Raw genomic sequence first — 24,188 nt, 5'->3', positions numbered from 1 at the left:
GCCTCTCGCCTCCCTGTACTATGCTCAGCAAACATAGTCCGCCTGCCGGATTCGCAGTCTTAACCCAAACTATAAGGCCGGTTTATCCGGAGTGATCCTATGACCATTCAATTCAAGCGCCGTCTTGCCACCACTATTTTCAGCGCAGCCACTCTGGTTTCCGCAGTTGCAGTGAGCCATGCACAAGATGCCAAACCACTGGATAAAGCCGCTGTTGAAAAGATCGTCCGCGAATATCTGATCGCTAATCCGGAGGTGATGCTGGAAGTACAGGACGCTCTGGAAGCCAAGCAATCCGCGTCTGCCCGTGAAAGCCAGACGAAAATTATCACAGAAAATCATGATTCGATTTTCAAAGATGCCAATGATGCGGTTTACGGCAACCCGAAGGGTGATGTGACCATTGTTGAATTTTACGATTACAATTGCGGTTATTGCAAACGCGCAATGCCGGATATGCACGAGCTGATCAAAGCCGATCCGAATTTGCGTTTTGTGCTGAAAGAGTTCCCGATTCTTGGCCCTGATTCCATGCGTACCCACCTCGTGGCACAGGCATTTAAGCGCTTAATGCCTGAAAAATATATGGAATTGCATCAGGCACTGATGAATGAGCCAAAAAGCTCGACAGAAGAAAGCGCTTTGAAAATCGCAGTTTCTCTGGGTGCGAATGAAGCCAAACTGCGTGAACTGATGAAAAGCAAAGAGGTCGTAACCTCTTTCCAGAATGCTTATACCGTGGCGCAGGCGCTCAATATTTCCGGCACACCGTCTTACATTATCGGCAATGAGCTGGTTCCGGGTGCTGTCGGTCACGATGTTTTGAGCGAAAAAATCGCTGAACAGCGTCAGTTAAACGGCCAAAAGAAATAAACCGCCACAATTTTATCTATAAAATTTGAATTTAGTGCCAGAAAATGCGGTTAAAGCCTGTACGGATATGATTTACAGGCTTTAACCGCAAAGCATTCCCCATTATATGGGTAGGGATAAAGACTTCAGACAGACTGAAGTTATCCGAACAACGGAATTGCAAAGCGACAGCGCACCCGATGGCACAAGTGATTTTCATTTTGAACGGCCCGAACCTGAATATGCTCGGAAAAAGAGAACCGGCAATTTACGGCTCGACGACCCTTGATGATATTCACGCGAATTGCCGTAAAGAAGCTGAGAAGCTGGGTGTGGAAATTGATTTCCGTCAGTCTAATCACGAAGGCGATCTGGTCACATGGATTCAGGAAGCCGGTGAAAAAGGCGCGCAGGTTTTAATCAATCCTGCTGCATATACCCACACATCTATTGCGCTGCTTGATGCCATTCGCGCAGCACAGGTGACTGTCGTAGAGGTACACCTCTCTAATATTCATGCCCGTGAAGAGTTTCGCCACAAATCCTTCGTTTCTCCGGTTGCCAAAGCTGTTTTATGCGGCTTTGGGGCAGAAGGTTATTTGATGGGGCTTCGCGCTCTCGCGGGTTATCAGCGTAATCCTGAAAGTTGACCGGATTTTCACAGTGGATTATGCCACGCATACCAAACCAGCATAACGTGCCCTGACCGTCAGGCTTATGCTCTAAAACAAACAACAATATATTAGCGGTAAAGGGGCAAGACCCATGACAAATAAAAGCTCCGGTATCGATCAAGCGGTTATTCGCGATCTCGCGAACATCCTCAAAGATACCGATCTGACAGAAATCGAAGTTGAACAGGACGATCTGCGCATTCGCGTTTCGCGTAATGTCACAGTGCAGGCTGCTCCTCAGCAGTATTTTGCTCCGGCTCCGGCTATGGCGGCACCGGTTGCAGCAGCGCCTGCGGCAGAAGCACCAAAGGCAGCAGACAAGTCCAAGAATGCTGTTCCTTCCCCAATGGTCGGCACAGCCTATCTGGCACCTGCACCAGGTGCAAAACAGTTCATCGAAGTCGGTCAGGCCGTTAAAGAAGGTCAGACTGTTCTGATCATCGAAGCGATGAAGACCATGAACCAGATTGCTGCACCGCGTGCAGGTACTGTGACTGCTATTCTGGTTGGTGACAGCCAGCCGGTTGAATTCGGCGAACCGCTTATCGTCATCGAGTAAGATCTCACAAAGATCGCGGCTGTGTTGGCAACAATACAGCCATCGTTGACCCATTTGATTTAATGCATAGTCTGCTAGTCAGATCATGCTGAGGCAGGAGCACCGATGTTTCAAAAAATCCTCATAGCCAATCGCGGCGAAATTGCCCTGCGGGTGCTGCGCGCCTGTAAGGAGCTTGGCATCAAGACTGTTGCCGTTCACTCCACTGCTGATGCGGATGCCATGCATGTGCGTCTTGCAGATGAAAGCGTTTGTATCGGCCCGCCGCCATCGCGCGACAGCTATCTGAACATTCATCAGATCGTTGCTGCCTGCGAAATCACCGGCGCGGATGCAATCCATCCGGGTTACGGCTTCCTATCCGAGAACGCGAAATTCGCAGAAATTCTCGAAGCACACGACATTACCTTTATCGGACCAACCGCTGCGCATATCCGCATCATGGGCGATAAGATTGAGGCGAAAAAGACTGCAAAACGTCTTGGTATTCCGGTTGTTCCGGGTTCTGACGGCGGTGTGGCAAGCGAACAGGATGCAGCCCGCATTGCGGCCGAAATCGGTTATCCGGTTATCATCAAAGCCTCTTCCGGTGGCGGTGGTCGCGGGATGAAGGTTGCCAAAACCGCAGAAGACATTTCCGTTGCCTATAATACTGCACGCTCGGAAGCTGCGGCTGCATTTGGTGATGATGCTGTGTACATCGAGAAATATCTCGAAAAACCACGTCACATTGAAGTACAGATCGTTGGCGATGGTGCCGGTAAAGCTGTGCATCTGGGCGAACGCGACTGTTCCTTGCAGCGCCGTCACCAGAAAGTCTGGGAAGAAGCAAACTCCCCTGCTCTGAATGCTGAAGCACGCGACAAGATCGGTATGATCTGCGCCAATGCGGTTGCAGAACTCGGTTATCGCGGTGCCGGTACAATCGAATTCCTTTACGAAAACGGCGAGTTTTATTTCATTGAAATGAACACCCGTCTTCAGGTGGAGCACACGATTACCGAAGCCATTACCGGTATTGATCTGGTTCATGAGCAAATTCGTATTGCTGCCGGTCTTGGTCTTTCGATCAAGCAGGAAGAAGTACGCTTCTCCGGTCATGCGATTGAATGCCGTATCAATGCGGAAAATGCGCGTACATTTACGCCATCACCAGGCACGATCAACCATTACCACACACCGGGCGGTCTCGGCATTCGTGTCGATTCCGGCGTGTATAGTGGTTATAAAATTCCGCCTTACTATGACAGCATGATCGGCAAGCTGATCGTTCATGGCCGTAACCGCGTCGAATGTCTGATGCGTCTGCGCCGTGCGCTTGATGAGTTTGTTGTTGATGGTGTTGATACGACCCTTCCGCTTTTTCAGGATTTGATTTCCAATCCGGATATCGCCAATGGCGATTATGATATCCACTGGCTTGAGAAATATCTGGAAAAGCAGGCCGCTTCAGGTCGCTAACTCTGGTGGCGGGACGCAAATCCCCTCCTCAAGATTTAAGTCCGGAGCTACTGCTCCGGGCTTACGCCTCCGGCATTTTCCCTATGTCAGAAAGTGCTGATGATCCGGAAATTTTCTGGGTACGTCCGGAACAACGCGGCATTATCCCGCTCGATAAGTTCCACATCTCCCGCAGCCTGCAAAAAACAGTCAAACGCGCTCCGTTTGAAATCCGCTATGACACGGCCTTTGAACAGGTTCTGGACGGGTGCGCCATACGGCTTGATCCTGAGGCCGGAAGCTGGATCAATCAGACCATCCGCCAAGGTTATATAGGTCTTCACAAGGCCGGACATTGCCATTCAGTGGAAGCATGGCAGGGTGAGCAACTGGTTGGTGGTCTTTACGGCGTATCACTTGGCGGTGCGTTCTTCGGCGAAAGCATGTTCAGTCATGCAACAGATGCTTCCAAGATTTGCCTTGTGCATCTGGTGGAGCGCCTGCGGGCAAACGGCTTCAAGCTGCTGGACACCCAATTTACCACTGAGCATTTGCAGCGCTTTGGCGCGATTGAAATTCCGGCGAAAGCCTATGAGGAAATGCTGCTGCCAGCGATTTTAACGCCGGCACAGTTCTGAAGCGCGATCAGACAAAGCTCTGACCGCTCAGCAAATATTATGCATATTTTAGAGCGTTTCCCTTTCATATTGGATCGTATCCGCACGATTTGAAGTAGTTTAGCGCCTCTTGCGGTTCGATGAGATCAACCAGCTTGCCGATGCGATCCCAAAGTCCATTGACTGTTCTCTCGGCAGCCTTTCGTAAAAGCGCCTTCAGCTTGGAGAATGCCTTTTCGATGGGGTTGAAGTCTGGGCTGTAGGGCTGAAGGAACATCATTGTCGCGCCGACCGCCTCAATCAACTCCCTTGCTGCGGGCCGTTTGTGGCTGGACAGATTATCGAGGATGACAACGTCACCTGGTTTCAATGTTGGAACCAATACCTGAGCGACATATGCCTCGAACCACTCACCGTTGATGGGGCCATCGATGATAAGTGGCGCGACCATTCCTGTGCTGCGCAGCCCCGCAACCAATGTGGTCGTCTTGCGATGACCGTGAGGAAAACCCATCCGCAACCGCTCGCCCTTGCGGCATCGCCCATAACTACGGGTCATATTGGTCGCCGTCCAGGTCTCGTCGATGAACACGAGACGCTCTGGATAGAGATCGAGTTGCTCCTCGAACCAGCATTGCCGTTTTTCCAGAACGTCTGGACGGCTTTGCTCTACCGCATGGCCAGTCTTTTTTTGCGCGTTTGTTCGTTCCGGACAAGAAAGCGATGCAATGCCGACTTGCTGATTACGATGCCTTGGGCAGCCAAATCATTGCGAAGTTCGAAGAGAGTGCCGTCCTTGTGTTCGCCGAGCCAGGTCATAATCTGATCGGCATGCGCTTCTGTCTTGTGGGAGTTGCGGTCGCCGCCCAGTGGACCGGGTCGAACATTTCCCTGCTGGAGTTGAAGGTTACGCCAACGGCTAACGTTGGCTGCACTTACACCGAAACGCTCAGCAGCCTCTCGATGCGATGCGCCGCCGTTAACGGCGGCCACTACACGTATGCGAAGATCAACGGAAAGGGCTCGCGACATATCTGCCGACCTCCATCGGCAGATAGCTTGAATCAGAAAGTGACTGATTTGCAAAGCCATCGATTCAATCAGTCAGGGAAACGCTCTAAACGAGAGTTATTTCGGTGCCGGAATATCGGAAGTCTGTTTGCAGTTTTTCAGCCAGATATCATAAACCGGATGATCAACAGCATTCAGACCCGGACTATCGGCAAACATCCAGCCGGAAAAGATACGGCGGATTTTACGATCAAGGGTGATTTCATCTACCTGCACAAAGCTGTCTGTGCGCGGCGCTTCACTTTCAGAGCGGCTGTAGCAAACCTTAGGCGTTACCTGCAGCGCACCGAACTGCACCGTTTCATTGATATAAACATCAAAAGTCGTAATACGTCCGGTAATTTTATCAAGACCGGAAAACTCGGCAACTTTATTGGCAATGCGTTCGGCTTTGGCTTCAGAAAGCCCGCCCAGCCCTGCGATGCTCAGACCTGAAACCGCAAGTCCTGCAACCAGCAGAAATGTTGCTCCAAAATTTCGTCCGGAAGAAACATTCATTCACATTCTGCCTTTGGTACTGGTTGCTTAAATGGTGCAAGAAAGCACCAGCAGGAAATTAGCCTGTTCTTTACGGCATTTGTGAGAAAAAACACAACTAAGCATAGTTTTCCCCAAGCCTGATTAGCAGAACCAAATGCCCGGAAATATCCTGTAAAAATGCAAAGGCGGCACACTTCTTAAGTTGCCGCCTGCTCATTTTGTCGAAATTCAGATCAATTCGGTGTCCAGGCGTCGTAATCGCCGGTAACAGCAGGACGCTGACCGGAAGCCGAAATTGCACCCTGCGGGCGATAAGCCTGTGGTGTACCAGTCAGATTTTGCTGGTGCGCCTTCTGCCATTCGCGTGGCTGATAGTTTTCTTCAGTCGGCGGTGTATCGGTGCGGTGATGCATCCAACCATGCCAGCCGGCAGGAATTGCGCTGGCTTCGCTGTAACCGTTAAAGATAACCCAACGGCGTGTGCGACCTTCAGAATCTTTGCCACCGGTGTAATAGACATTGCCAAACTCATCCTCACCAACGCGCTTACCTTTGCGCCAGGTATGAAGACGGGTGCCAATAGTCTGGCTGTTCCACCAGGTGAAGACCTGAGTAATAAATTTTTTCATAGCACTTCCAGATCCTGAACTATCCTGACCATCAAGGCACAGGATCATGCAGATTATTCCCTGCTTATGACCTTATCTGCGGCTCTGCGCAAGGGTCAAGTTGCCGCTCTTCAGAGCATATCCTGCCTGTAATCACCGTTTTAACGGCTATCGCAACGGTGATAAAGGTCGGATTTCAGAGCAAAAAATCACATAGACCAGCCGGTCAGCGGCTTTTCCATTTTGATAACATTGATATCAAGTTTCAGTGTGCCCCAGTCTTTCGTCTCGCCGGTCTTTTCAAAACCCTTGCGACTATAGAAATCCAGAGCTTTCTGATTCTTCGCAATCACATCAAGTGCCAGCTTCTCCACATCAGGAAAAGCCATCTCGATTTCTGCCAGCAGCATGGTGCCGATACCCTGAACCTGCTGCTCCGGATCGACATAAAGCTGATGCAGCTCCGCAATTCCGGCTTTACTCTGACTGGCAAAAGCCATGCCGACGAGGTTGCCCTCGCCGTCATCTGCCACAACAAATTCCGAATAAGGCTTAGCCAGATTGCGGGTCAGTGCGGCAACAGAATGATACCCGCCCGTGACCTTATTGACGGTCTCAACACCCAGCACATCATCAAATGTGGCATGCCAGGTCTTGACCAGCAACTGATGCACAGCCCTCAGATCATCTTTATTTGCGGAGCGTAGCCACATTATTCGATGCCCAGTTTCGCTTTAACCCGATCATTCACAGCCTGCGGGTTTGCTTTACCGCCGGTTGCTTTCATCACCTGACCAACGAACCAGCCAGCCAAGGTTGGTTTCTCCTGAGCCTGAGCCGCTTTTTCCGGATTAGCAGAGATGATTTCATCAACGGCTTTTTCAATCGCACCGGTATCAGTGACCTGCTTCATGCCGCGGGCTTCAACGATCTCTTTAGGATCGCCGCCCTCGTTCCAGACGATCTCAAACAGGTCTTTGGCGATCTTACCGGAAATTGTGCCTTCTTTGATCAGATCAAGAATGCCACCGAGCTGCTGCGGCGTAACCGGAGCAGACTCAATATCCTTACCTGCCTTGTTCAAAGCGCCGAGCAGATCATTGATAACCCAGTTTGCTGCAACTTTACCGTCACGGCCATCTGCAACCGATTCGAAATAGTCAGCAATGGCTTTTTCAGTAATCAGGATTGAGGCGTCATAAACAGACAGTCCCAGTGTTTCAACCAGACGGTTCTTCTTATCATCCGGCAGTTCCGGCAAACCGGCAGCCAGTTCATCAACATAGGCCTGTGTGAATTCCAGCGGCAGCAGATCAGGGTCCGGGAAATAGCGGTAATCATGCGCTTCTTCTTTAGAGCGCATTGAGCGGGTTTCACCCTTTACCGCATCATAAAGACGGGTTTCCTGATCGATCTTGCCACCATCTTCCAGAATACCGATCTGACGACGGGCTTCATACTCAATCGCCTGACCAATGAAGCGGATGGAGTTCATGTTCTTGATTTCGCAACGTGTGCCGAATTCACCGCCCGGGCGACGCACAGAGACGTTAACGTCGGCACGCATGGAACCTTCGTCCATATTACCGTCGCAAGTACCGAGATAACGCAGAATGCTGCGCAGCTTGGTCATATAAGCGCGTGCTTCATCAGATGAGCGGATATCCGGCTTGGAAACGATTTCCATCAGCGCCACGCCTGAACGGTTCAGGTCAACAAAAGACATGCTTGGATGCTGGTCATGAATCGACTTACCGGCATCCTGCTCCAGATGCACGCGTTCAATGCCGACTTCAACATCTTCAAACTGGCCTTTGGAATCAGGGCCGACAGATACAATCACGGTACCTTCGCCAACGATTGGCTGTTTGAACTGAGAAATCTGGTAGCCCTGCGGCAGATCCGGATAGAAATAGTTTTTACGATCGAAAACCGACTTCAGATTGATCTGTGCTTTCAGTCCAAGACCGGTACGAATGGCCTGCGCCACGCATTCTGCGTTGATCACCGGCAGCATGCCCGGCATTGCGGCATCAATCAGCGAAACATTGGCGTTTGGTTCCGCGCCAAATTCGTTGGCTGCACCGGAGAACAATTTGGAATTGGAAGTCACCTGCGCATGGACTTCCATCCCGATCACCACTTCCCAGTCACCGGTGGCACCGGAGATCAGGCGTTTCGGGTCTGGCGTGCGTGTATCGATAAGGGACATGGGCTCTTAAATCTCTGTTTTTGCGGCACGAGCAATACTCAGCCGTTTTCTCATGCTTCTGGCTAAAACAAACCGGCCTGACTGGCAAGTGTTCTCTGGGATTTCAGTATTGTTTCAGCGCGGATCAACTATCATTGCGCGAAGTATAAACATTCTGCCACGCCAGTGCACCCTGCATTGACAGAAAAAATGCAAATTCCTGTAACAAAGCATGTGCTTGTAAAGATAAATGACCTCACAGCACGATCACTCATCCGTCATGCCCAGCCGACGATAAAGGCGCTCCGCACCAAAAGGATTATTCTGATCGACTTTGAGGCAGATTTTATCTGCCCCACGCGCATAAAACACCTGAAAGCAATGCAGCAGCAGTGCCTCAGCAATGCCTTGCCTGCGCCATGAAGGCTGCACGACTATATCCTTGATAAAACCGCTATTCCAGCAATGCGCGAAAGCAATCAACTCACCCTTCCCGTTCATAACCGGAAAGATCAGCGCAGTTTCATATTCGGCATCTTCAGACAATGCCTGCCACCATACATTCAATGATGGCACATGATCGCCAACGGCCTCATAGGAGCTGGTGAGCATAGCATGAAGTGCCGCAATCATCTCCGGCACATCTGGCCGGAACGGCACCAAGGTAACGGCATGCGACCATACAGGCAGCGCCATATCACCACTCAGCACTTTGCATAAATGATAGTGTGGTTTCACAGCCATCTCACCGTTCCTGCCTGATTAACGCGATCTGCAAATATTATACACTAGCCAACAAAAAAGCCGCGTTTTGCAACGCGGCTTTCTCGTAATTCTATGCGGACTGATTATTCAGCTGCATCGTCAGCTTTTTTAGCTGCTTTTTTCTTTGGAGCAGCTTTTTTAGCAGGCTTTGCATCTTCTGCGCCTTCTTCATCAGCTGTCAGCTCTTCTTTGGTCACTTTTTTGTCGGTGACTTCGATTGTGCCGAGCAGGTGATCAACAACCTTTTCTTCAAAGATTGGTGCGCGCAGGTTAGCAACCGCATCAGGAGTCTTACGCAGGAATTCATAAACCTGCTGTTCCTGACCTGGGTAACGACGAACCTGATCGTATACAGCGCGCTGCAGTTCTTCTTCGGTTACTTCTACACCGGCTTTTTCGCCGATTTCGGAGAGAACCAGACCAAGACGTACACGGCGCTCAGCCAGCTTGCGATATTCTTCGCGAGCAGCTTCTTCAGTGGTTTCTTCGTCTTCAAAAGTCTTACCAGCCTGCTGCAGGTCGAAATTGATCTGCTGCCAGATGTTGTTGAACTCAGCGTTAACCAGACGTTCTGGTGTATCAAACTGATATTCTGCATCCAGACCGTCGAGGATCTGACGCTTAACTTTCTGACGGGTGATCTGGCCATACTGACCTTCGATCTGTTCGCGAACAACTGCACGCAGACGCTCAAGGCTTTCAATGCCCAGCTTCTTTGCAACTTCGTCGTTCAGTTCCAGCTCAGCAGCTTTAGCAACTTCCTTCACAGTAACGTCGAAGGTTGCTTCTTTACCGGCCAGATGTGCAGCGCCGTAATTTTCTGGGAAAGTTACTTTGATCTGCTTTTCGTCACCGGCTTTTACACCGATCAGCTGATCTTCAAAGCCCGGAATGAACTGGCCTGAACCGAGAACCAGCTGGGCATCCTGATCAGCGCCGCCTTCAAACGGTTCGTCACCGAGCTTACCAAGGTAATCCATGGTTACGCGGTCGCCATCTTCAGCTTTGCCCTTTTTAGTTTCAAAAGTGCGTGCGGAAGAAGCGATTTTCTTAACCTGCTCTTCAACTTCTTCGTCAGAAATATCAACAACTTCACGGGTCACTTTAAGACCGGAAACGTCTTTGATTTCGATCGCTGGCAGAACTTCGTAATTCATGGTGAATTCGAAGTCAGCTTTACCGGCCAGAACCTTTTCAGCTTCTGCTTCGTCTTCGCTCATTGCAACTTCTGGCTGGGTTGCAGCTTTTTCGTTGCGTTCAGCAAGGATCGAACGGGTTGAATCGTTCAGAATTTCGTTCACGATCTCAGCCATGAAAGACTTGCCGTACATCTTACGCAGATGTGCTGAAGGTACTTTACCAGGACGGAAGCCATCGATCTTAGCGCGACCGCGAGCGGTTTCGAGGCGCTCAGCGAGCTTTGCTTCAAGATCCTGTGCCGGAACCACGACTTTGATCTCGCGCTTCAGCCCTTCATTGAGCGTTTCGGTAACCTGCATGTCCAAACCTTCACTTTTGTCTTCGTTTCGCATGGCCGGCCGCATGACTGCTGTCGCCGTAGTTAGCGAAATTTCTTGTTTTTCTGTTGCCACACACCGCGCACAAAAATGCGCAAAGGCTATGTGACATCCCTGAACGGATATAAAATCCGCCGATGAACGGCCGCGACTCTATATATAAATGGTACGGATTTAAAGCAGCCATACCTGATTTCTGCTATTGAATTTCCTGCACAATGTCTGCTCATTCAACAGCATACCGCCACATTTCGTGTCGGAGCCTGTGCCACAGCATTGCACCAGAATCCCATTTATCGCAAACCCATTACAATCAGCGCCCGCAAAACACAAGATGCGATTGAATATTCGCCATGCAAACAACCGGATTTTAGTGCTTTCAGATCAGGAAAATCAGCCATTTCCATAAAATCCGGCTTCCCCGCTCTCTTGCACCTGCTTCAAAAACAAATGTGCCCTTGCGTAAAGCCCCGCTATGAAACCGGCTGCTCAAAACCGGCTCTTCTCTGCGATCATCAGATTTGATAAAGGGCGCAACCATAGACGCGTTGTCTATCGTGACTTTCGCAAGAATAAAACCGTACATATTTTCTGTTTCAAGGAATTAACCTGATGAAATTTCGTTTCATTGCTTTGCTGTCACTGCTTTTGCCATTCACCGCTGTAAGCGCCTATGCTCAGGAAGCAGGTCTTGCGGAACGCCGTGCGATTGCCGCCTATGCTAAAGACGTCTGGCCAGCCTCTGAAAAATCCATTCAGGAAGCAGCAGGATTTCCGGTGGCGATTGAGCTGAACCTCAACAGTCTTGCACTGCCAGGTTATGCAGATTCTTATACCAATGCAGATTATCTGCAAAACACGGTTATTGAACCTGTGATCCGCTCATTTAAAGCCATTGCAGCCGATGATATGGGCAAGGCTGCGCTGCAAGAAAAGCTGAAATCAGTCACCATTCTCTATGATGAGAAAACCGCACCGGCTTCTAATTATGCGGATGGCCTGACATTTGAAGACGGCAAGCTGACAATCAACTGGAAGCCTTTTTCCAATGCCGGTGATATTGAACCGCGTACAAAAGCGCTGACCACTCTGCTCGAAAGCAAACTGTAAGACAGTTGATAATCACATACAAAAAACCGCTCTGGCAATCAGAGCGGTTTTTTATGCTTTGAATAATTATGGCCTGACGCCCTCACCGGCTCTTGTAAATATATGCTGTGCAGCGTTCCGCATCATGACGAGGCGGCTTATCACCGGTAAAAACGCCGATCGTGACCTGCTCCGGCATCGCCATCCAATAGACAATGTAAGAGACATCACCCTTACCACATAGCGGCTTGCCATCCTTCAGAGCAGGATCAGCAGGTTGGGCAACACGATATACCGATGCAGATAGCTCTTTCCCGTCAACTTCAAATGTCTCTGCAACCAGCTCAGAGAATTTCAACGTTGCACCGGTTTCAAAACGGATACTGAAATCATCAATCTGAATATCGCCGGTAATGGCCTTAGCCTCTGCGCTGACCGGCAGATAATAGTCACCTGCTGTAAAGGCATAAGCAGCTGAGCCGGAAAACAGCGCAACCATCGTGACAGCCGATGCAATCAGTTTCATTTTACCGGTACGCATTTCAGTTTCCCAAACTTCACACCAATACGGCCGGAAAGTCCGGCCGCAGAAATACACATCGCATCAAAGGCTCATGCAGCCAGTGTATTTTTATAAATCACACCGTCTTTGATGATCAGCTTCATATTTTTGTCAGGATCAGCAATCAGAGAAATATCTTCCAGCGGATTGCCATCAATCAGCAGCATATCCGCCATTGCACCTTTTTCAATCACGCCGATAGCACCAGCATAAGGATTGCGGTTGCCTGACATTGCCAGCAACTCCGCATTGGTACTGGTTGCCATTTTCAGCACATCGGCATTTTCAAACCAGCGCGACAGTTTCGCCAACTGACGTCCCTGAGAAGCGGTACCCTTCGGATTGAACAGGATATCCGTACCCCATGCCATTTTTACATTATGTTTCGGCCCCAGTTCAAAGGCGCGGATCGTACCTTCTGCAATCATCTTCTGCTGATCGCTTTGTACCTGTGAGGCATAAACATTGGCATCTTCATCTGCCAAAAACGGCTGAATACTCCACCATGCACCGGCATCAGCCATTTGCTTGACAGTTTCCTCATCCGCAAGCTGACCATGCTCAATCGACTGCACACCGCAGGCGAGCGCACGCTGAATGCCTGCTGATGTATAAACATGCGCACAGACATAAGTGCCCCAATCCTTGGCAGCCATCACAGCCGCACGGATTTCTGGCTCGGTAAACTGCAAGGAATCCAGCGGATCATAGGCAGATGCAACGCCGCCGCCAACCATAATCTTGATCTGGCTCGCCCCCAGCATCAGCTGTTCGCGTACACGGCGCAGCACTTCTGCCTCACCGTCTGCAATAGCGGCAATGCCCGCTGATTCCGCTATACTCAGATCATTGGCGCTATGGCGCGGAATATCACTGCGCTGACGGAAATCGCCATGACCGGAGGTCTGAGATACCATTGCGCCGGACGGATAAATGCGCGGCCCCGGAATCCGCTTTTCATCAACCGCACGTTTGAGCGCAAAAGACGGCCCGCCCATATCGCGCACTGTCGTAAAACCACGCATCAGCGTGCGCTGCGCTTCCTGTGCTGCAACAAGATGCACATAGGCGATATCAGAAGTCATCGCCACCATTTGCGGAATAGCCGCCAGAATACTGTGCCAATGGGCATCAATCAGCCCCGGCATCAAGACGCGACCACCGCAATCAATTACTTTGGCGTCTGCAACTTTTTCTGAGGCTTTGAGAATTTCTGCAATTTTCCCACCGCTGATCAGAACTTGTTGCCTTTCAATCAGCTTGGATGATTTACCGTCAAAAATACGTAAATTTGTTAGCAAAACAGGCTGGGCAACTGAAGCAGCTGGCATTTGCGCCAAGGCTGACACCGGATCAGCAACCACTGCACCGGCCATCACTGCCGCAAGGCCACTCAACACAGAACGACGGCTCAGTCCCTGACTGATGCGCTCATTCAACTGTGTAATTTCAGGACTATGACACAAACATCCGAAACCATGAGCATATTGCCGGTATCGCGCACTATAGTTTCTCATGGCTCACTGCCTTTCCATAAATTTTCCAAAACCTGCATCCGCATAATCTATACGAATGTCAGCTTATATTAATACAAGCCGAAACTTCGGGCATAAAGTTTTAGAATTTATGAAATTTACTATCATCCGGCAGGATATATTTCCTGCAGTGAATATAAAGACAGATTTTCAGGAAATAAAAGTGGTGCGGATAGAGGGACTCGAACCCCCACGGTCTCCCGCCAGAACCTAAATCTGGTGCGTCTACCAATTTCGCCATATCCGCAACCGAAGCAAGCGTGCTTCTGATGTGCGCGCTCTATAGCATTCAATTTTCAGAGGTCAAAGGGGGAAAACAGATTATTTTTGATATGATCCCGTCATACACAGATCTTATCATCCCCCTTTTATAGTCTGCATCAGAACAACGGCTCGTCAAACACCTGTTTTCCGTCGATTCTGAGCGCTCTGATGGCAGCAACACCCTTCTCATTTACCGACAAAACAATATCCACTGCACTGTCCCGCTGTGCATGCTCAACTGCCAACCCCTCACCTTCCGGCACATAATAGCGCTCAATGCCATAGACGACAGGAATCGTGGAGTTCTCGTCATAGATCTGGAACGGCGCTTCCACCTCACCGCGCAGTACCATTTCATTGTCTTTCAGTGCATCAGGACGGGTATACTGCGCACGGTCTGCAGCCCACACACCATCGGCCTGTTTGGCCACCACGACATAAATGTAGTTCAGCCCGCTTTTGTGTGGCGGCTCACCACTGATGAGGCGTGCAGGCAGACGGGAAATCTCATAGCTCAGCGTCACAAAATCTCCGCGCATCAGATCGCGCGGATCAACAGGCATTGTACGCAACACCACTTCAGTGCCATTACGCAAAATACTGATACGCTGCTGCACGCCCGCCAGCATGACAATGGTTTGCAACAATGCCGCGATAATGGCAGCGACATAAAGCCAGCGCTTTTTAAGAAGGTTCATGGCTGCTGCTCCCCATCATGAACGGACACCGCTTTGACAGCTGAGCCATGCAGATATTTTTCCATACGGGTAACCAGATAAGCCAGCCCCATCACCAGAAGACCGCCGATCAGGAAGACACCCGATGTGCCGATCATTGTGCCCACAGTCACCGTTGCCAAATACAACACATGCAGCGAGAAACCGGCATAGGCAAACCAGCGCAACTGGCCACTTTTCTCACCCGCAATAATCAGAGCAAACACGCAGACAGCAATTGCTACCAGCGAATAGACAGCATCAGCCCCCGCTTCATAATTATTGAACACCCCTTTATGCTCAACCTGAAAGATGAACAGCGCCAGCAACAATGCGGCCAGACCATAACCGGCAAGCTGTGCGCCAAAGCCGTAACTATAGCGCTCAAAAGCCGGCCAGCGCCCCTGACAGATAATCAGAACAGTGCCAAGCACGATCATCAGCACCAAAGTGACAGCGCTTTCCAGATCGAAATACAAAGCCAGAAAATAGGCCAGTGTCAGCATCGCCAGTAAATGCATGGCTTTGTCAGCCTTAGTATAAATAATCGCTGCGGCACAAACGGCAATATAAAGCGGCAAAACCCAGCGATAGGATGCAACCAGATTAATCTGTCCGCCAAGCTCGCTCAAAACCGTGTAGAGATAAAAACCACCGATGCCCAATGCTGCTGCTGTCAGGATTGGTGCGCGCAGCAGAACACCTGCAATCAGCACACCAATGCCCCATGTCAGTGCTGCCGTCGTCATATCACCGGACATATGATACATCTGTCCGACCAGCGCGATACCAGCACCATAGGTAATAGCCGAGAGCAAGTAGAGCGACGGCGCGAAGATTGCCGCCAATCTGTTCTCATCCCGCTGCTGCAACCATGCACCACCGAGATAACCGCCCCACATAATAAACAGGATCAGCGCCACGCGCCAAATGCGGGGGATGACCTCCCAGTTCGCCGCAATAAACAAGATCAGCGCTGCGCCAAGCAGTAATGAGCCAAGCACTGCGAGCACACCACCCATACCAAACCCGTTATGACGAGTCTTCACATCAAGACGCAGTCTGTCTGCGGTTTCCTGATCAAGCAGTCCTTGCGACTGCCATTGATCAATCTGTCGTGCCAGCGAAACAAATAAGGACAAATGACATTCCTGTATAAGCCGTTTTAAAAGCATTAGAGCGCCGTGCGCCCTCTTGGGCGCTACACAAGGTCGCTCTAATATTTTATACTACAACATCATTCCTTAAACTGTTTCAAGTTTAAGGAATGATGTTGTAGCGGTAAAAGCACAAAGCGGCTTTACTTGGAACAATGCATAAAACAAATAATTACAGCGGTTCCAATGTTTCAGTCTTAACTTGAACCGCTATAATCGTGTTAAATTAAGAACGGCTTTCAGGCAATCCCGGTTTTCCTGCCTCTTCAGGATGCAGTCGCACATAATCTGCTTTCAGATCTTCCGATGTTTTGCGGCTGCCATCATGGCTCCAGCCCGGTGGCGCAGCCATATACATCAGCCTTTGGCGCAGGCTCAGCCCCGGTGCAAACACATCTTTCAACATTCCGACCCATTCATGAAATGCCACCCGCACCGGATTGAATGTGCCGATATTCCGCACAATGCCATAGCGCGGCATATCCTCCGGCAGCTCCTCGACGAAGGTGCCGAATAGTCTGTCCCAGATAATCAGTGTACCGGCAAAATTCGCATCCAGATAACGCGGATTGGTTGCATGATGCACACGGTGATGCGATGGCGTATTGAAGATAAGCTCAACAGGCTTCCACATTTTGCCGATTGCCTCTGTATGAATCCAGAATTGATAGATCAGGTTAAAACCATAGACAAAGGCAATCACCGCCGGATGAAAGCCAAGCAGCACCAGCGGCACTTGCAGAATGAACATGCCGGTAATTTGCCCTGTCCATGACTGACGCAAAGCCGTGGTGAGATTATAGTGCTGGCTGGAATGATGATTGACATGCTCTGCCCAGACCCAGCGCACCCGATGGGCGATGCGGTGATACCAGTAATAACGCAAATCATCGAAGATAAAGGCTGCAACAAATACCCACCAATGCAGCCCTAAATCGAAAAACCGGAACTGCCATACCCACAACAAGGTCGTCACCGAGACAAAGCCGAGCAATAAACCGGCAACCACATTACCGGTTCCCATCAACAAGCTTGTCAGTGCATCGCGGGTCTCAAACTCGCCCTTGCGGTGCCAATACCGCACCACAACCAGCTCAATCATAATAGCAAGGAGATAAAGCGGCACTGCCAGCAGTGTCACGTCGAAGAATGCCGGTTCATTCATGAAGACCACTCCCCTTCTTATTTTTACGTTCTTGCCAGCCAGTCACACACCACATCACGGGTCTTTTTATCTTTGAAAGAAAATGTAGCCGCTGGCCATGTAAAGTCATGCATGCGCAGAAACAGTCTGGTTTCGTCCTGTTTGCGGATTTCCTGAATATCGCCAGTCTGTAAGATACGTGTCAGAAACTTCGCACCGACCCCATGGACAATGCCAGTGCCCTGCTGCGGCAAATCAAAAAAAGCTGCGCGGTGATCCCGCGTAAAATAAATTATGCCGATTGAACTCTCCGGATAATCCTGCCGGAAACGCGCAATCACCTCTGTATCGCTGTTTAAAACACTCTGCTTGTTGCCGCCCAAAAAATGAACGGCCAGCACACCGGCGATAATACCGGCAGCAATCATGCCAATCAGTACAGGCAAACTCAACAAGCGACCTGACCTCCCCCGTAAACAAGCCATTCTCGTGTCTGCCAGAGAGGTTCACACGAAAACCGACCGCTTTCAAGCACTCAATAATCGGGTGTAAAAAGCTGTATTTTCTATTGTCGGGCAAGTTTCAGATACCGCATTCATCATCCGGCACAGCCACACCCCTGTTCCGCCTGCATAGCTCTTGAAACGTCAAAAACCATACACAACCCATGCGTGATGTTTTTGTGACAAGAACTTTGCTTATCCGCATAAAAATTGCGTGCAAATTCTTTTAAACGAACGAAAATTTCCCAACCGGCCAATCATGTTCAAATAGCGACAAAATAGCGATTTAAATCGTTTAAATGAGGCTTGCAAGGCTCGCAGAGGAGCTATGCAAACTTGTCTCTCCTCATTTCCGAACCCACGGGCTATATACAGGACAACAGATTACACAACACAACGAAACACAATCGAGGGTTTTAAAAATGAACATCATTCGCTCTTTCAACAACTGGCGCCGTTACCGTGATACAGTTTCCGAACTGAACCGTTTGTCCAACCGTGAACTCGGTGATCTTGGCATCTCCCGCTCCGACATTCCTTACATTGCCCGCAAGTCCAACACAGCTGGCATGTAATTAAAAGACCGCTTGGTAAAACTGTCAGCTTCAGGAATTCGCCGGAACTGATAGTGAGCTGAGTTACAAGATAGCTTCGCCGGAGTTTCCTCCCGATTACCGGCGCAGACGGATACAACATCCTCCCCTTTCATGGCCGGTATTCCTCCTCCCGTACCGGTCATGTTTTATTGCCTGCTGTCGTTCCTCCCGTTTTTCAGCAGGCATAAAGCGCTGACAGGTTTCATTCCCTATTGAAATCTCACATTCTGCGCTGACTGATACCTCCATATCAGTCCCTCCCTAAAATAGCTTCGTCGCCTTCCCTCCTGCGACGAAGCTATTTTTTTATGTCTCGCGCCATAGCAAAAGCCTGTGATCAGACATTCAGGCAATTGAAGCAGAGCCGTAAAAGCGGTATTGGACAAAGCATGTCCAGTTCATCATCTTTTTCACCAGTTCACATTATCGGCGGCGGCTTGGCAGGCAGCGAAGCAGCATGGCAGATTGCCAGCGCCGGTATTCCCGTCATCATTCACGAAATGCGCCCCGTGCGCGGCACAGATGCGCACAAGACGCAAGGACTGGCAGAGCTTGTCTGCTCCAACTCCTTCCGTTCGGATGATGCTGAAACCAATGCCGTCGGCGTGCTGCATGCAGAAATGCGTCTGGCCAATTCGCTGATTATGGCTTGCGCCGATGCCAATCAGGTTCCGGCAGGCGGTGCGCTCGCTGTTGACCGCGACGGTTTTTCCGATGCAGTCACCGCAAAGCTCGAAGCACATCCGCTCATCACTATCCAGCGTGAAGTGGTTGCTGGTCTGCCGCCGGAAGACTGGGGCACGACGATCATTGCCACGGGGCCGCTTACGGCCGCAGAACTGGCGGAGGCAATCGCGCAGGAAACTGAAGCCGATTCTCTCGCCTTCTTTGATGCGATTGCGCCGATTATCCATTTCGACAGTATCAATATGGATGTCTGCTGGTTCCAGTCGCGCTACGACAAAGTCGGCCCGGGCGGCACTGGCAAAGACTATATCAATTGCCCGATGGATAAAGAGCAGTATGAAGCCTTTATTCAGGCCTTGATTGACGGTGAAAAAACCGAATTCAAGGAATGGGAAGGGACACCTTATTTTGACGGCTGCCTGCCGATTGAAGTCATGGCAGAGCGTGGTCCTGAAACATTGCGCCATGGCCCGATGAAACCAATGGGGCTGACCAACGCCCATAATCCGGATGTTAAGGCCTATGCAGTCGTGCAGTTGCGTCAGGATAATGCGCTCGGCACACTCTATAATATGGTCGGCTTCCAGACTAAGTTGAAATATGGCGAACAAACTGCCATTTTGCGTATGATTCCGGGTCTGGAAAATGCAGAATTTGCCCGCCTCGGCGGCCTGCATCGCAATACCTATCTCAACTCGCCGATACTGCTGGATACCAATCTGCGTCTGAAATCACGACCACAGATTCGTTTTGCCGGTCAGATCACCGGTTGTGAAGGCTATGTGGAATCCTCGGCAATGGGCCTGCTTGCCGGTCGCTTTGCGGCAGCACAGCAGCGTGGTGAAACGCTGGCTCCGCCTCCGGTCACTTCGGCCTTTGGTGCTTTGCTCAATCACATCACCGGCGGCCACCTCGTCAGCAATGACGAACCGGGTAAACGCTCATTCCAGCCGATGAATGTGAATTTCGGCCTGTTTCCGGAAATTACAGTTCCAAAACAGGAAGGCGTGCGTTTGCGTGGTAAAGAAAAAACGCAGGCTAAAAAACGAGCACTGAGTGCGCGTGCTTTAAGTGACTTCAAAGTCTGGTTGGAAGAACAGCAATAATATTTAAAAAAGCCGGAGATTAAATCTCCGGCTTTTTTAGAGCGCCGTGCGCCCACTTGGGCGCACAAAGGTCGCTCTAACACTTTATATTTACAGCATAATTTTACCTGAAACTGATTCAAGTTTAAGGAATTATGCTGTAATGTTTATGCTTTGAAAGAAGCTTTCAGATAAGTCCACTGACGCCGAAATTGCGACAGATCAATGCCCTGCTCCGCGACCTGTTCGGCCTTCTTCTCTGCACGTTTCAGTACCAGCGGCACCAGACGCACCGGCAAATAGGCCGCTTTCAGGCTGGCAGACATCAGCTGTTTTTCAAAGGCTGCATAATGTTCCTGCGCCAGCGCGGTCAGCACGCTCACCACACGCTGCATGGCTTGTTTGTCATCACCTTTGATAAACTGCTCAGCACTCACGCCCACTGCCTGCAACATATCTTCCGGCACATAGACCTGCCCGCGACGGCGATGCAACGGCATCAAACGCAGCAAACCGCTAACCGCCTGAGCCACACCGGCATGACCGGACAGTTCAGCTGATGATTTGGCTGCATCCGCATCCAGTATCATTGCTGCCATCTGCAAAATCGCACAGGCTGTTTCACCGCAATAGCCTTCCAGATCATTGCGGCTCGGCATTGCGTCATTATAAAGATCGAAAATCCTTGCCTCACAATAGGCATCGAAGACACTGCGCGGCAGCTGATAATCCTGAATAGCTTGCAGCAATAAAGCAGCCACCGGATTACCGGTCACCGCGCCATGTTCAGTGCCATTGATGAGATCGCGCCACCATTGCAGACGCACCTCACCCGGCAAAGCATCATGCACCACATCACGGATACGGGCGATTTCGGCATTAAAGGCATAAAGCGCCGCCAATGCCGGACGCTTGTCTTCCGGCGCATAAAGCACAGCCAGATAGCGGTCAAAATCACTTTGGCGCAAAAATTGCAGACAATGCTGGTAATGATCAGTCTCAGTTGCTGTCAGGGCAACCTTATTCTCGGTTTCAGCCACAGCTCACTCCACAGCAATCAGAGCAGCCGCAACAGCACGGTCTTCCGCCAGCAGCACATTATAAGTACGCACAGCAGCACCGGTGCTCATCGGATCGGAGGTAATGCGATGCTCGCGCAAAATCGCCTTAACATCTTCCGGAATCCGACGCAGATCCATACCTGTACCAACCAGCAGAATTTCAATATCACTTGCCTGTTCGAGGATGAGTTCCAGATCATTCACAGTCAGAAGCGGCGACTGTGCAGGCTCCCAGCCGTGAACGCCGGATGGCAAGCACAACAATGAACCACGATGCGACATTTCCGCAAAACGAAACCCGCCATTGCCATAGGCATCAATCGGGGCACGCCCCGGAAAATGCGCTTCGCGGATTTCAATACCAGTGTTCATCATGTCTCTCTTTATTCAGATCAAGCTATAGCATTTCCAGTATAAATTGAATCATTGGAAATGCTCTATCTAATTGTTTTACGCATTTCCTAACGCAAAACCGGTTCCCACTTTTGCTGGAAATGCTCAGTATCAGGCACAAAATTTGTCACGTTGCGCCCCTTCTACAGCAATATGGGTATTTTGCCACAGGCTTTAAACAGTTTTGCCCGCAGCGCAGAGCACATCCCGAAAAGTGGAAACCGGTTTTCGGATTAAGATGTGCGGATAGTGAAGAAGATAGAGCCTTTGCTATGTTCAACTGAACATAGCAAAGGCTCTATCGCTACAGACAAAACTTATTGTTATTTATGGCTTACTTCTCAGCCAACCGTTTTGGTTTCTGCAGGCTCAATCACGTCAGACGGACGAATACCCAGCAACCACAACAACGGCCCCGCAATATAGACCGATGAATAGGTCGCGATAATAATCCCCAGCGCCATCATAATGGCGAAAGAGCCGATATCTGCGCCACCGAAAATATATAGCGGAATCAGTGCCAAAACGGTCACCAGCGATGTCAGGATTGTACGTGACAGCGTCTGGTTGATTGCTGCATCCACCAGCATGCTCACGCGCATTTGCGGATAGCGGCGCAGATTATCGCGCACACGGTCATAGACCACCACCGTATCATTCAGCGAATAGCCAAGCACTGTCAGCAGCGCCGCGAGGCTCCACAAATTATATTCCAGACGGAACAGGGCAAAAACGCCGATCATGATGATAATATCATGCACAGTCGCCAGAACCGCACCGACAGCAAACTGCCAGCGGAAACGCATCCAGAGATAGGCAAAAACACCGATCAGCGACAGGCCAAGCGCTGCATTACCGATGCGGGACAGGTGTTCGGATATAGTCGGCCCAACCACTTCAACACGGCGGAACTCATAATCCTGCTCGAACTCATCACGCAGCTTCACCACAACAGTCTGCTCGGCATCATCACCGGAATCCTGCGTGCCAATCTGCAATTCAGCCAGATTTTCATTCTTACCCTGCACAACGCGTGCATTAGCAATATTCAGTTCGGACAGACGCTGACTGATATCTTCCAGATCAACGGCACCCTCACGGGACTGCAACTCAACGGAAGAACCACCATCGAAATCGATACCGTAATTCAGTCCCAGCGTGAAATACAAACCAAGGGCAGTAACACAAGCCACCGCCGAAATTGCACCGGTAATACCGCTCAGCTTCATAAAGCTGATTTTGGTGTTGGTCGGCACCAGCTTGAGCAGACGCGCAGGAATGGTTGTCGGCTTGGACTGACGCACCCAAAGCGAAATCAGCAAACGCGAGAAAGTGTACGTCGTGAACAAAGTCGTCACAACACCGATTGTCACGATGATCGCAAATTCATGCAGCGGGCCGCTACCGAACATCAGCAGTACCAAAGCTGCAATCAATGTGGTCAAATTCGCATCGATCACGCAGGCACGGGCGCGGGAAAAGCCGGATTCAATCGCCTGCACAACGGAATAACCATTGCGGCGATCTTCGCGGATTTTTTCAAACAGCAGGATGTTACTGTCAACAGCCATACCGATGGTCAGCACCAGACCGGCAATGGTGGCAAGCCCCACAGCCACACCGAAGAAAGACACCACAGCCACAACCAGCATCACATTAACGCCAAGCGCAATCACCGAAATTACACCAAGCAGGCCATAAGACAGCACCATAAACAACGCGACAACGATCAGCGCGCTCAGTGCAGTAATCAGACCATAGCTTGCATAGTTCTGACCAAGAGCCGAGGCAATGCTACGTTCTTCCAGCACTTCAACCGGTGCGGCCAGAGGGCCGGAGCGGAGAACCACACCAAGATTGCTCAGCGTTTCCAGATCAAAATCACCGGTAATCTGCAAATTGCCCGATGTAATAGCTTCACGAATACGTGGTGCCGAAACGATCTGATTATCAATCACCACCGCCATAACAGCACCGGCATTCTTACCGCTGAAATCAGCCAGTTTCTTCGTTGCTGCTTCAGTCAGTGAAATCGTAATCACCGAATCCTGATTACTGTTCACGCCCACTTCAGCATCGGCAATATCGGTGCCGGTCAAAATAGGTGCTTTTTTGACGATGTAACCGACCGGCGGTTCATCAAAAGAATAGATGATTTCTGAATCCTGCGGCACCAGCCCTTCAGCCAGCGGGTCAGGTGTCGTGATTTCTTTTGCCTGACGGAAATTGATCTCGCCTGTCAGGCTCAGCAGATCTTTGATCAGCTGCGCGTCATAAACGTCCGGCACTTCAGCGCGAATCTGATTTTTATTCTGCACAGTAATGCGGGCATTATCGTAGCCAAGCTCAGTCAGACGGTCAGACATAACCGCAGCCGTCTTATCCAGATTTTCAGCAGTCACTTTCGGTGATGCCAGCACCACACGCGTACCACCTGTCAGATCAAGACCAGTGATGATCTGTCCTTTTGGGAAACCGGCAGGCAAGCTGGATAATTGCTGTGCGGAGAAGAAATTCGGCAAAGCAAAGATAAAACCGGCCAGCACGACCAGCCAGATCAGAACCGATTTCCAGCGCGGGAAATAGAGCATCGGCAATCCATCCGTCAAAATTTATGCTGTT

General features: G+C 50.3%; 24 protein-coding genes, 1 tRNA gene and 1 pseudogene. 8 read left to right on the top strand and 18 right to left on the bottom strand.

Annotated elements, in window-relative coordinates; all coding sequences use genetic code 11:
- Positions 1-99 precede the first annotated feature (99 nt).
- The 5 genes from QUF18_RS11810 (at position 100) to aat (ending at position 4,163) form a co-directional block, all read left to right on the top strand.
- On the top strand, positions 100-873 hold the full coding sequence (locus tag QUF18_RS11810) for a DsbA family protein (RefSeq protein WP_289387304.1): 774 nt from the start codon (positions 100-102) through the stop codon (positions 871-873).
- 179 nt (positions 874-1,052) lie between these two features.
- A complete protein-coding gene (gene aroQ, locus QUF18_RS11805) occupies positions 1,053-1,502 on the top strand; it encodes a type II 3-dehydroquinate dehydratase (RefSeq protein ID WP_113945760.1) in 450 nt (149 codons plus the stop codon).
- Between the two features lie 115 nt (positions 1,503-1,617).
- Positions 1,618-2,085, top strand: a complete 468-nt coding sequence (gene accB / locus QUF18_RS11800; protein WP_289387303.1) for an acetyl-CoA carboxylase biotin carboxyl carrier protein — start codon at positions 1,618-1,620, stop codon at positions 2,083-2,085.
- Between the two features lie 105 nt (positions 2,086-2,190).
- Complete coding sequence (gene accC / locus QUF18_RS11795) at positions 2,191-3,546, top strand: acetyl-CoA carboxylase biotin carboxylase subunit (RefSeq protein ID WP_289387301.1); 1,356 nt, start codon at positions 2,191-2,193, stop codon at positions 3,544-3,546.
- Between the two features lie 5 nt (positions 3,547-3,551).
- The gene (aat, locus tag QUF18_RS11790; protein WP_289387300.1) at positions 3,552-4,163 is read left to right on the top strand and encodes a leucyl/phenylalanyl-tRNA--protein transferase; all 612 of its coding nucleotides are present in this window, start codon (positions 3,552-3,554) and stop codon (positions 4,161-4,163) included.
- Between the two features lie 64 nt (positions 4,164-4,227).
- Here aat and QUF18_RS11785 read toward each other — a convergent pair.
- The 8 genes and pseudogenes from QUF18_RS11785 to QUF18_RS11750 all read right to left on the bottom strand — a co-directional run bounded on the left by QUF18_RS11785 (position 4,228) and on the right by QUF18_RS11750 (position 11,360).
- Positions 4,228-5,174, bottom strand: a protein-coding gene (locus tag QUF18_RS11785) for an IS630 family transposase (protein WP_289387298.1) whose coding sequence is annotated in 2 segments (ribosomal slippage) — positions 4,228-4,835 and positions 4,835-5,174 — 948 coding nt in all. Because the reading frame shifts where the segments join, the coding sequence is not laid out codon by codon here.
- A 96-nt stretch (positions 5,175-5,270) separates the two neighbouring features.
- A pseudogene (locus QUF18_RS11780) lies at positions 5,271-5,636 on the bottom strand (DUF2155 domain-containing protein); the annotation flags it as partial.
- Positions 5,637-5,926: 290 nt separating this feature from the next.
- The gene (locus QUF18_RS11775) at positions 5,927-6,322 is read right to left on the bottom strand and encodes an NADH:ubiquinone oxidoreductase subunit NDUFA12 (RefSeq protein WP_289387295.1); all 396 of its coding nucleotides are present in this window, start codon (positions 6,320-6,322) and stop codon (positions 5,927-5,929) included.
- 188 nt (positions 6,323-6,510) lie between these two features.
- Complete coding sequence (locus QUF18_RS11770) at positions 6,511-7,014, bottom strand: GNAT family N-acetyltransferase (RefSeq protein ID WP_289387294.1); 504 nt, start codon at positions 7,012-7,014, stop codon at positions 6,511-6,513.
- Entirely contained in the window at positions 7,014-8,513 is a 1,500-nt protein-coding gene (gene gatB / locus QUF18_RS11765; protein WP_289387293.1) for an Asp-tRNA(Asn)/Glu-tRNA(Gln) amidotransferase subunit GatB, read from the bottom strand. The genes QUF18_RS11770 and gatB overlap by 1 nt, the downstream gene beginning before the upstream one ends.
- 246 nt (positions 8,514-8,759) lie before the next feature.
- Complete coding sequence (locus QUF18_RS11760) at positions 8,760-9,236, bottom strand: GNAT family N-acetyltransferase (RefSeq protein ID WP_289387292.1); 477 nt, start codon at positions 9,234-9,236, stop codon at positions 8,760-8,762.
- Between the two features lie 104 nt (positions 9,237-9,340).
- A complete protein-coding gene (tig, locus tag QUF18_RS11755; RefSeq protein ID WP_289387290.1) occupies positions 9,341-10,756 on the bottom strand; it encodes a trigger factor in 1,416 nt (471 codons plus the stop codon).
- 397 nt (positions 10,757-11,153) lie between these two features.
- Entirely contained in the window at positions 11,154-11,360 is a 207-nt protein-coding gene (locus QUF18_RS11750) for a hypothetical protein (RefSeq protein ID WP_289387289.1), read from the bottom strand.
- Positions 11,361-11,386: 26 nt separating this feature from the next.
- Here QUF18_RS11750 and QUF18_RS11745 point away from each other — a divergent pair, with 26 nt between their 5' ends.
- Entirely contained in the window at positions 11,387-11,884 is a 498-nt protein-coding gene (locus QUF18_RS11745) for a hypothetical protein (RefSeq protein ID WP_289387288.1), read from the top strand.
- 82 nt (positions 11,885-11,966) lie between these two features.
- Here QUF18_RS11745 and QUF18_RS11740 read toward each other — a convergent pair whose 3' ends face one another.
- The 7 genes from QUF18_RS11740 to QUF18_RS11710 all read right to left on the bottom strand — a co-directional run bounded on the left by QUF18_RS11740 (position 11,967) and on the right by QUF18_RS11710 (position 17,696).
- A complete protein-coding gene (locus tag QUF18_RS11740) occupies positions 11,967-12,404 on the bottom strand; it encodes a hypothetical protein (RefSeq protein WP_289387287.1) in 438 nt (145 codons plus the stop codon).
- 71 nt (positions 12,405-12,475) lie between these two features.
- Positions 12,476-13,942 carry a metal-dependent hydrolase family protein gene (locus tag QUF18_RS11735; RefSeq protein WP_289387286.1) on the bottom strand — a complete coding sequence of 489 codons (1,467 nt, stop codon included), beginning with the start codon at positions 13,940-13,942 and terminating at the stop codon, positions 12,476-12,478.
- Positions 13,943-14,124: 182 nt separating this feature from the next.
- Positions 14,125-14,207, bottom strand: a tRNA-Leu gene (locus QUF18_RS11730).
- 133 nt (positions 14,208-14,340) lie between these two features.
- Positions 14,341-14,922, bottom strand: a complete 582-nt coding sequence (locus QUF18_RS11725; RefSeq protein ID WP_289387285.1) for a GDYXXLXY domain-containing protein — start codon at positions 14,920-14,922, stop codon at positions 14,341-14,343.
- A complete protein-coding gene (locus QUF18_RS11720; RefSeq protein ID WP_289387284.1) occupies positions 14,919-16,082 on the bottom strand; it encodes a DUF2157 domain-containing protein in 1,164 nt (387 codons plus the stop codon). Before QUF18_RS11720 ends, QUF18_RS11725 begins: the two co-directional genes overlap by 4 nt.
- Before the next feature lie 241 nt (positions 16,083-16,323).
- Complete coding sequence (locus QUF18_RS11715; protein WP_289387283.1) at positions 16,324-17,262, bottom strand: sterol desaturase family protein; 939 nt, start codon at positions 17,260-17,262, stop codon at positions 16,324-16,326.
- Positions 17,263-17,285: 23 nt separating this feature from the next.
- Entirely contained in the window at positions 17,286-17,696 is a 411-nt protein-coding gene (locus QUF18_RS11710; RefSeq protein WP_289387282.1) for a hypothetical protein, read from the bottom strand.
- Positions 17,697-18,166: 470 nt separating this feature from the next.
- On the opposite strand from QUF18_RS11710, the gene QUF18_RS11705 reads away from it, so the two are divergent.
- Positions 18,167-18,319 carry a DUF1127 domain-containing protein gene (locus QUF18_RS11705; RefSeq protein WP_022711474.1) on the top strand — a complete coding sequence of 51 codons (153 nt, stop codon included), beginning with the start codon at positions 18,167-18,169 and terminating at the stop codon, positions 18,317-18,319.
- 410 nt (positions 18,320-18,729) lie between these two features.
- A complete protein-coding gene (gene trmFO, locus QUF18_RS11700) occupies positions 18,730-20,133 on the top strand; it encodes a methylenetetrahydrofolate--tRNA-(uracil(54)-C(5))-methyltransferase (FADH(2)-oxidizing) TrmFO (RefSeq protein WP_289387281.1) in 1,404 nt (467 codons plus the stop codon).
- Between the two features lie 146 nt (positions 20,134-20,279).
- Here the strand turns inward: trmFO and QUF18_RS11695 are convergent, their stop codons facing one another.
- From QUF18_RS11695 to secD, 3 genes are all read right to left on the bottom strand, one after another.
- Positions 20,280-21,152, bottom strand: a complete 873-nt coding sequence (locus QUF18_RS11695) for a phytoene/squalene synthase family protein (RefSeq protein ID WP_374806625.1) — start codon at positions 21,150-21,152, stop codon at positions 20,280-20,282.
- 3 nt (positions 21,153-21,155) lie between these two features.
- Positions 21,156-21,545 carry an Mth938-like domain-containing protein gene (locus tag QUF18_RS11690; RefSeq protein ID WP_289387536.1) on the bottom strand — a complete coding sequence of 130 codons (390 nt, stop codon included), beginning with the start codon at positions 21,543-21,545 and terminating at the stop codon, positions 21,156-21,158.
- A 362-nt stretch (positions 21,546-21,907) separates the two neighbouring features.
- Entirely contained in the window at positions 21,908-24,157 is a 2,250-nt protein-coding gene (gene secD / locus QUF18_RS11685) for a protein translocase subunit SecD (protein WP_434547420.1), read from the bottom strand.
- Between the last annotated feature and the right edge of the window lie 31 nt (positions 24,158-24,188).

Origin of the sequence: Pseudochrobactrum kiredjianiae, assembly GCF_030362795.1 — a bacterium.
GTDB classification, from domain to species: Bacteria; Pseudomonadota; Alphaproteobacteria; order Rhizobiales; family Rhizobiaceae; genus Pseudochrobactrum; species Pseudochrobactrum kiredjianiae.
This window is presented reverse-complemented; position numbering and strand designations above follow the sequence as displayed.

Bases quoted from the DNA above. Each gene is read 5' to 3' on its own strand.
- QUF18_RS11725 (WP_289387285.1), bottom strand. From the start codon at position 14,922: ATGAACCTTCTTAAAAAGCGCTGGCTTTATGTCGCTGCCATTATCGCG.
- gatB (WP_289387293.1), bottom strand. From the start codon at position 8,513: ATGTCCCTTATCGATACACGCACGCCAGACCCGAAACGCCTGATCTCC.
- QUF18_RS11715 (WP_289387283.1), bottom strand. From the start codon at position 17,262: ATGAATGAACCGGCATTCTTCGACGTGACACTGCTGGCAGTGCCGCTT.
- QUF18_RS11705 (WP_022711474.1), top strand. From the start codon at position 18,167: ATGAACATCATTCGCTCTTTCAACAACTGGCGCCGTTACCGTGATACA.
- QUF18_RS11750 (WP_289387289.1), bottom strand. From the start codon at position 11,360: ATGTACGGTTTTATTCTTGCGAAAGTCACGATAGACAACGCGTCTATG.
- QUF18_RS11810 (WP_289387304.1), top strand. From the start codon at position 100: ATGACCATTCAATTCAAGCGCCGTCTTGCCACCACTATTTTCAGCGCA.
- trmFO (WP_289387281.1), top strand. From the start codon at position 18,730: ATGTCCAGTTCATCATCTTTTTCACCAGTTCACATTATCGGCGGCGGC.
- accB (WP_289387303.1), top strand. From the start codon at position 1,618: ATGACAAATAAAAGCTCCGGTATCGATCAAGCGGTTATTCGCGATCTC.
- QUF18_RS11760 (WP_289387292.1), bottom strand. From the start codon at position 9,236: ATGGCTGTGAAACCACACTATCATTTATGCAAAGTGCTGAGTGGTGAT.
- QUF18_RS11770 (WP_289387294.1), bottom strand. From the start codon at position 7,014: ATGTGGCTACGCTCCGCAAATAAAGATGATCTGAGGGCTGTGCATCAG.
- tig (WP_289387290.1), bottom strand. From the start codon at position 10,756: ATGCAGGTTACCGAAACGCTCAATGAAGGGCTGAAGCGCGAGATCAAA.
- QUF18_RS11745 (WP_289387288.1), top strand. From the start codon at position 11,387: ATGAAATTTCGTTTCATTGCTTTGCTGTCACTGCTTTTGCCATTCACC.
- aroQ (WP_113945760.1), top strand. From the start codon at position 1,053: ATGGCACAAGTGATTTTCATTTTGAACGGCCCGAACCTGAATATGCTC.
- QUF18_RS11735 (WP_289387286.1), bottom strand. From the start codon at position 13,942: ATGAGAAACTATAGTGCGCGATACCGGCAATATGCTCATGGTTTCGGA.
- QUF18_RS11775 (WP_289387295.1), bottom strand. From the start codon at position 6,322: ATGAAAAAATTTATTACTCAGGTCTTCACCTGGTGGAACAGCCAGACT.
- QUF18_RS11740 (WP_289387287.1), bottom strand. From the start codon at position 12,404: ATGCGTACCGGTAAAATGAAACTGATTGCATCGGCTGTCACGATGGTT.
- secD (WP_434547420.1), bottom strand. From the start codon at position 24,157: ATGCTCTATTTCCCGCGCTGGAAATCGGTTCTGATCTGGCTGGTCGTG.
- accC (WP_289387301.1), top strand. From the start codon at position 2,191: ATGTTTCAAAAAATCCTCATAGCCAATCGCGGCGAAATTGCCCTGCGG.
- QUF18_RS11690 (WP_289387536.1), bottom strand. From the start codon at position 21,545: ATGAACACTGGTATTGAAATCCGCGAAGCGCATTTTCCGGGGCGTGCC.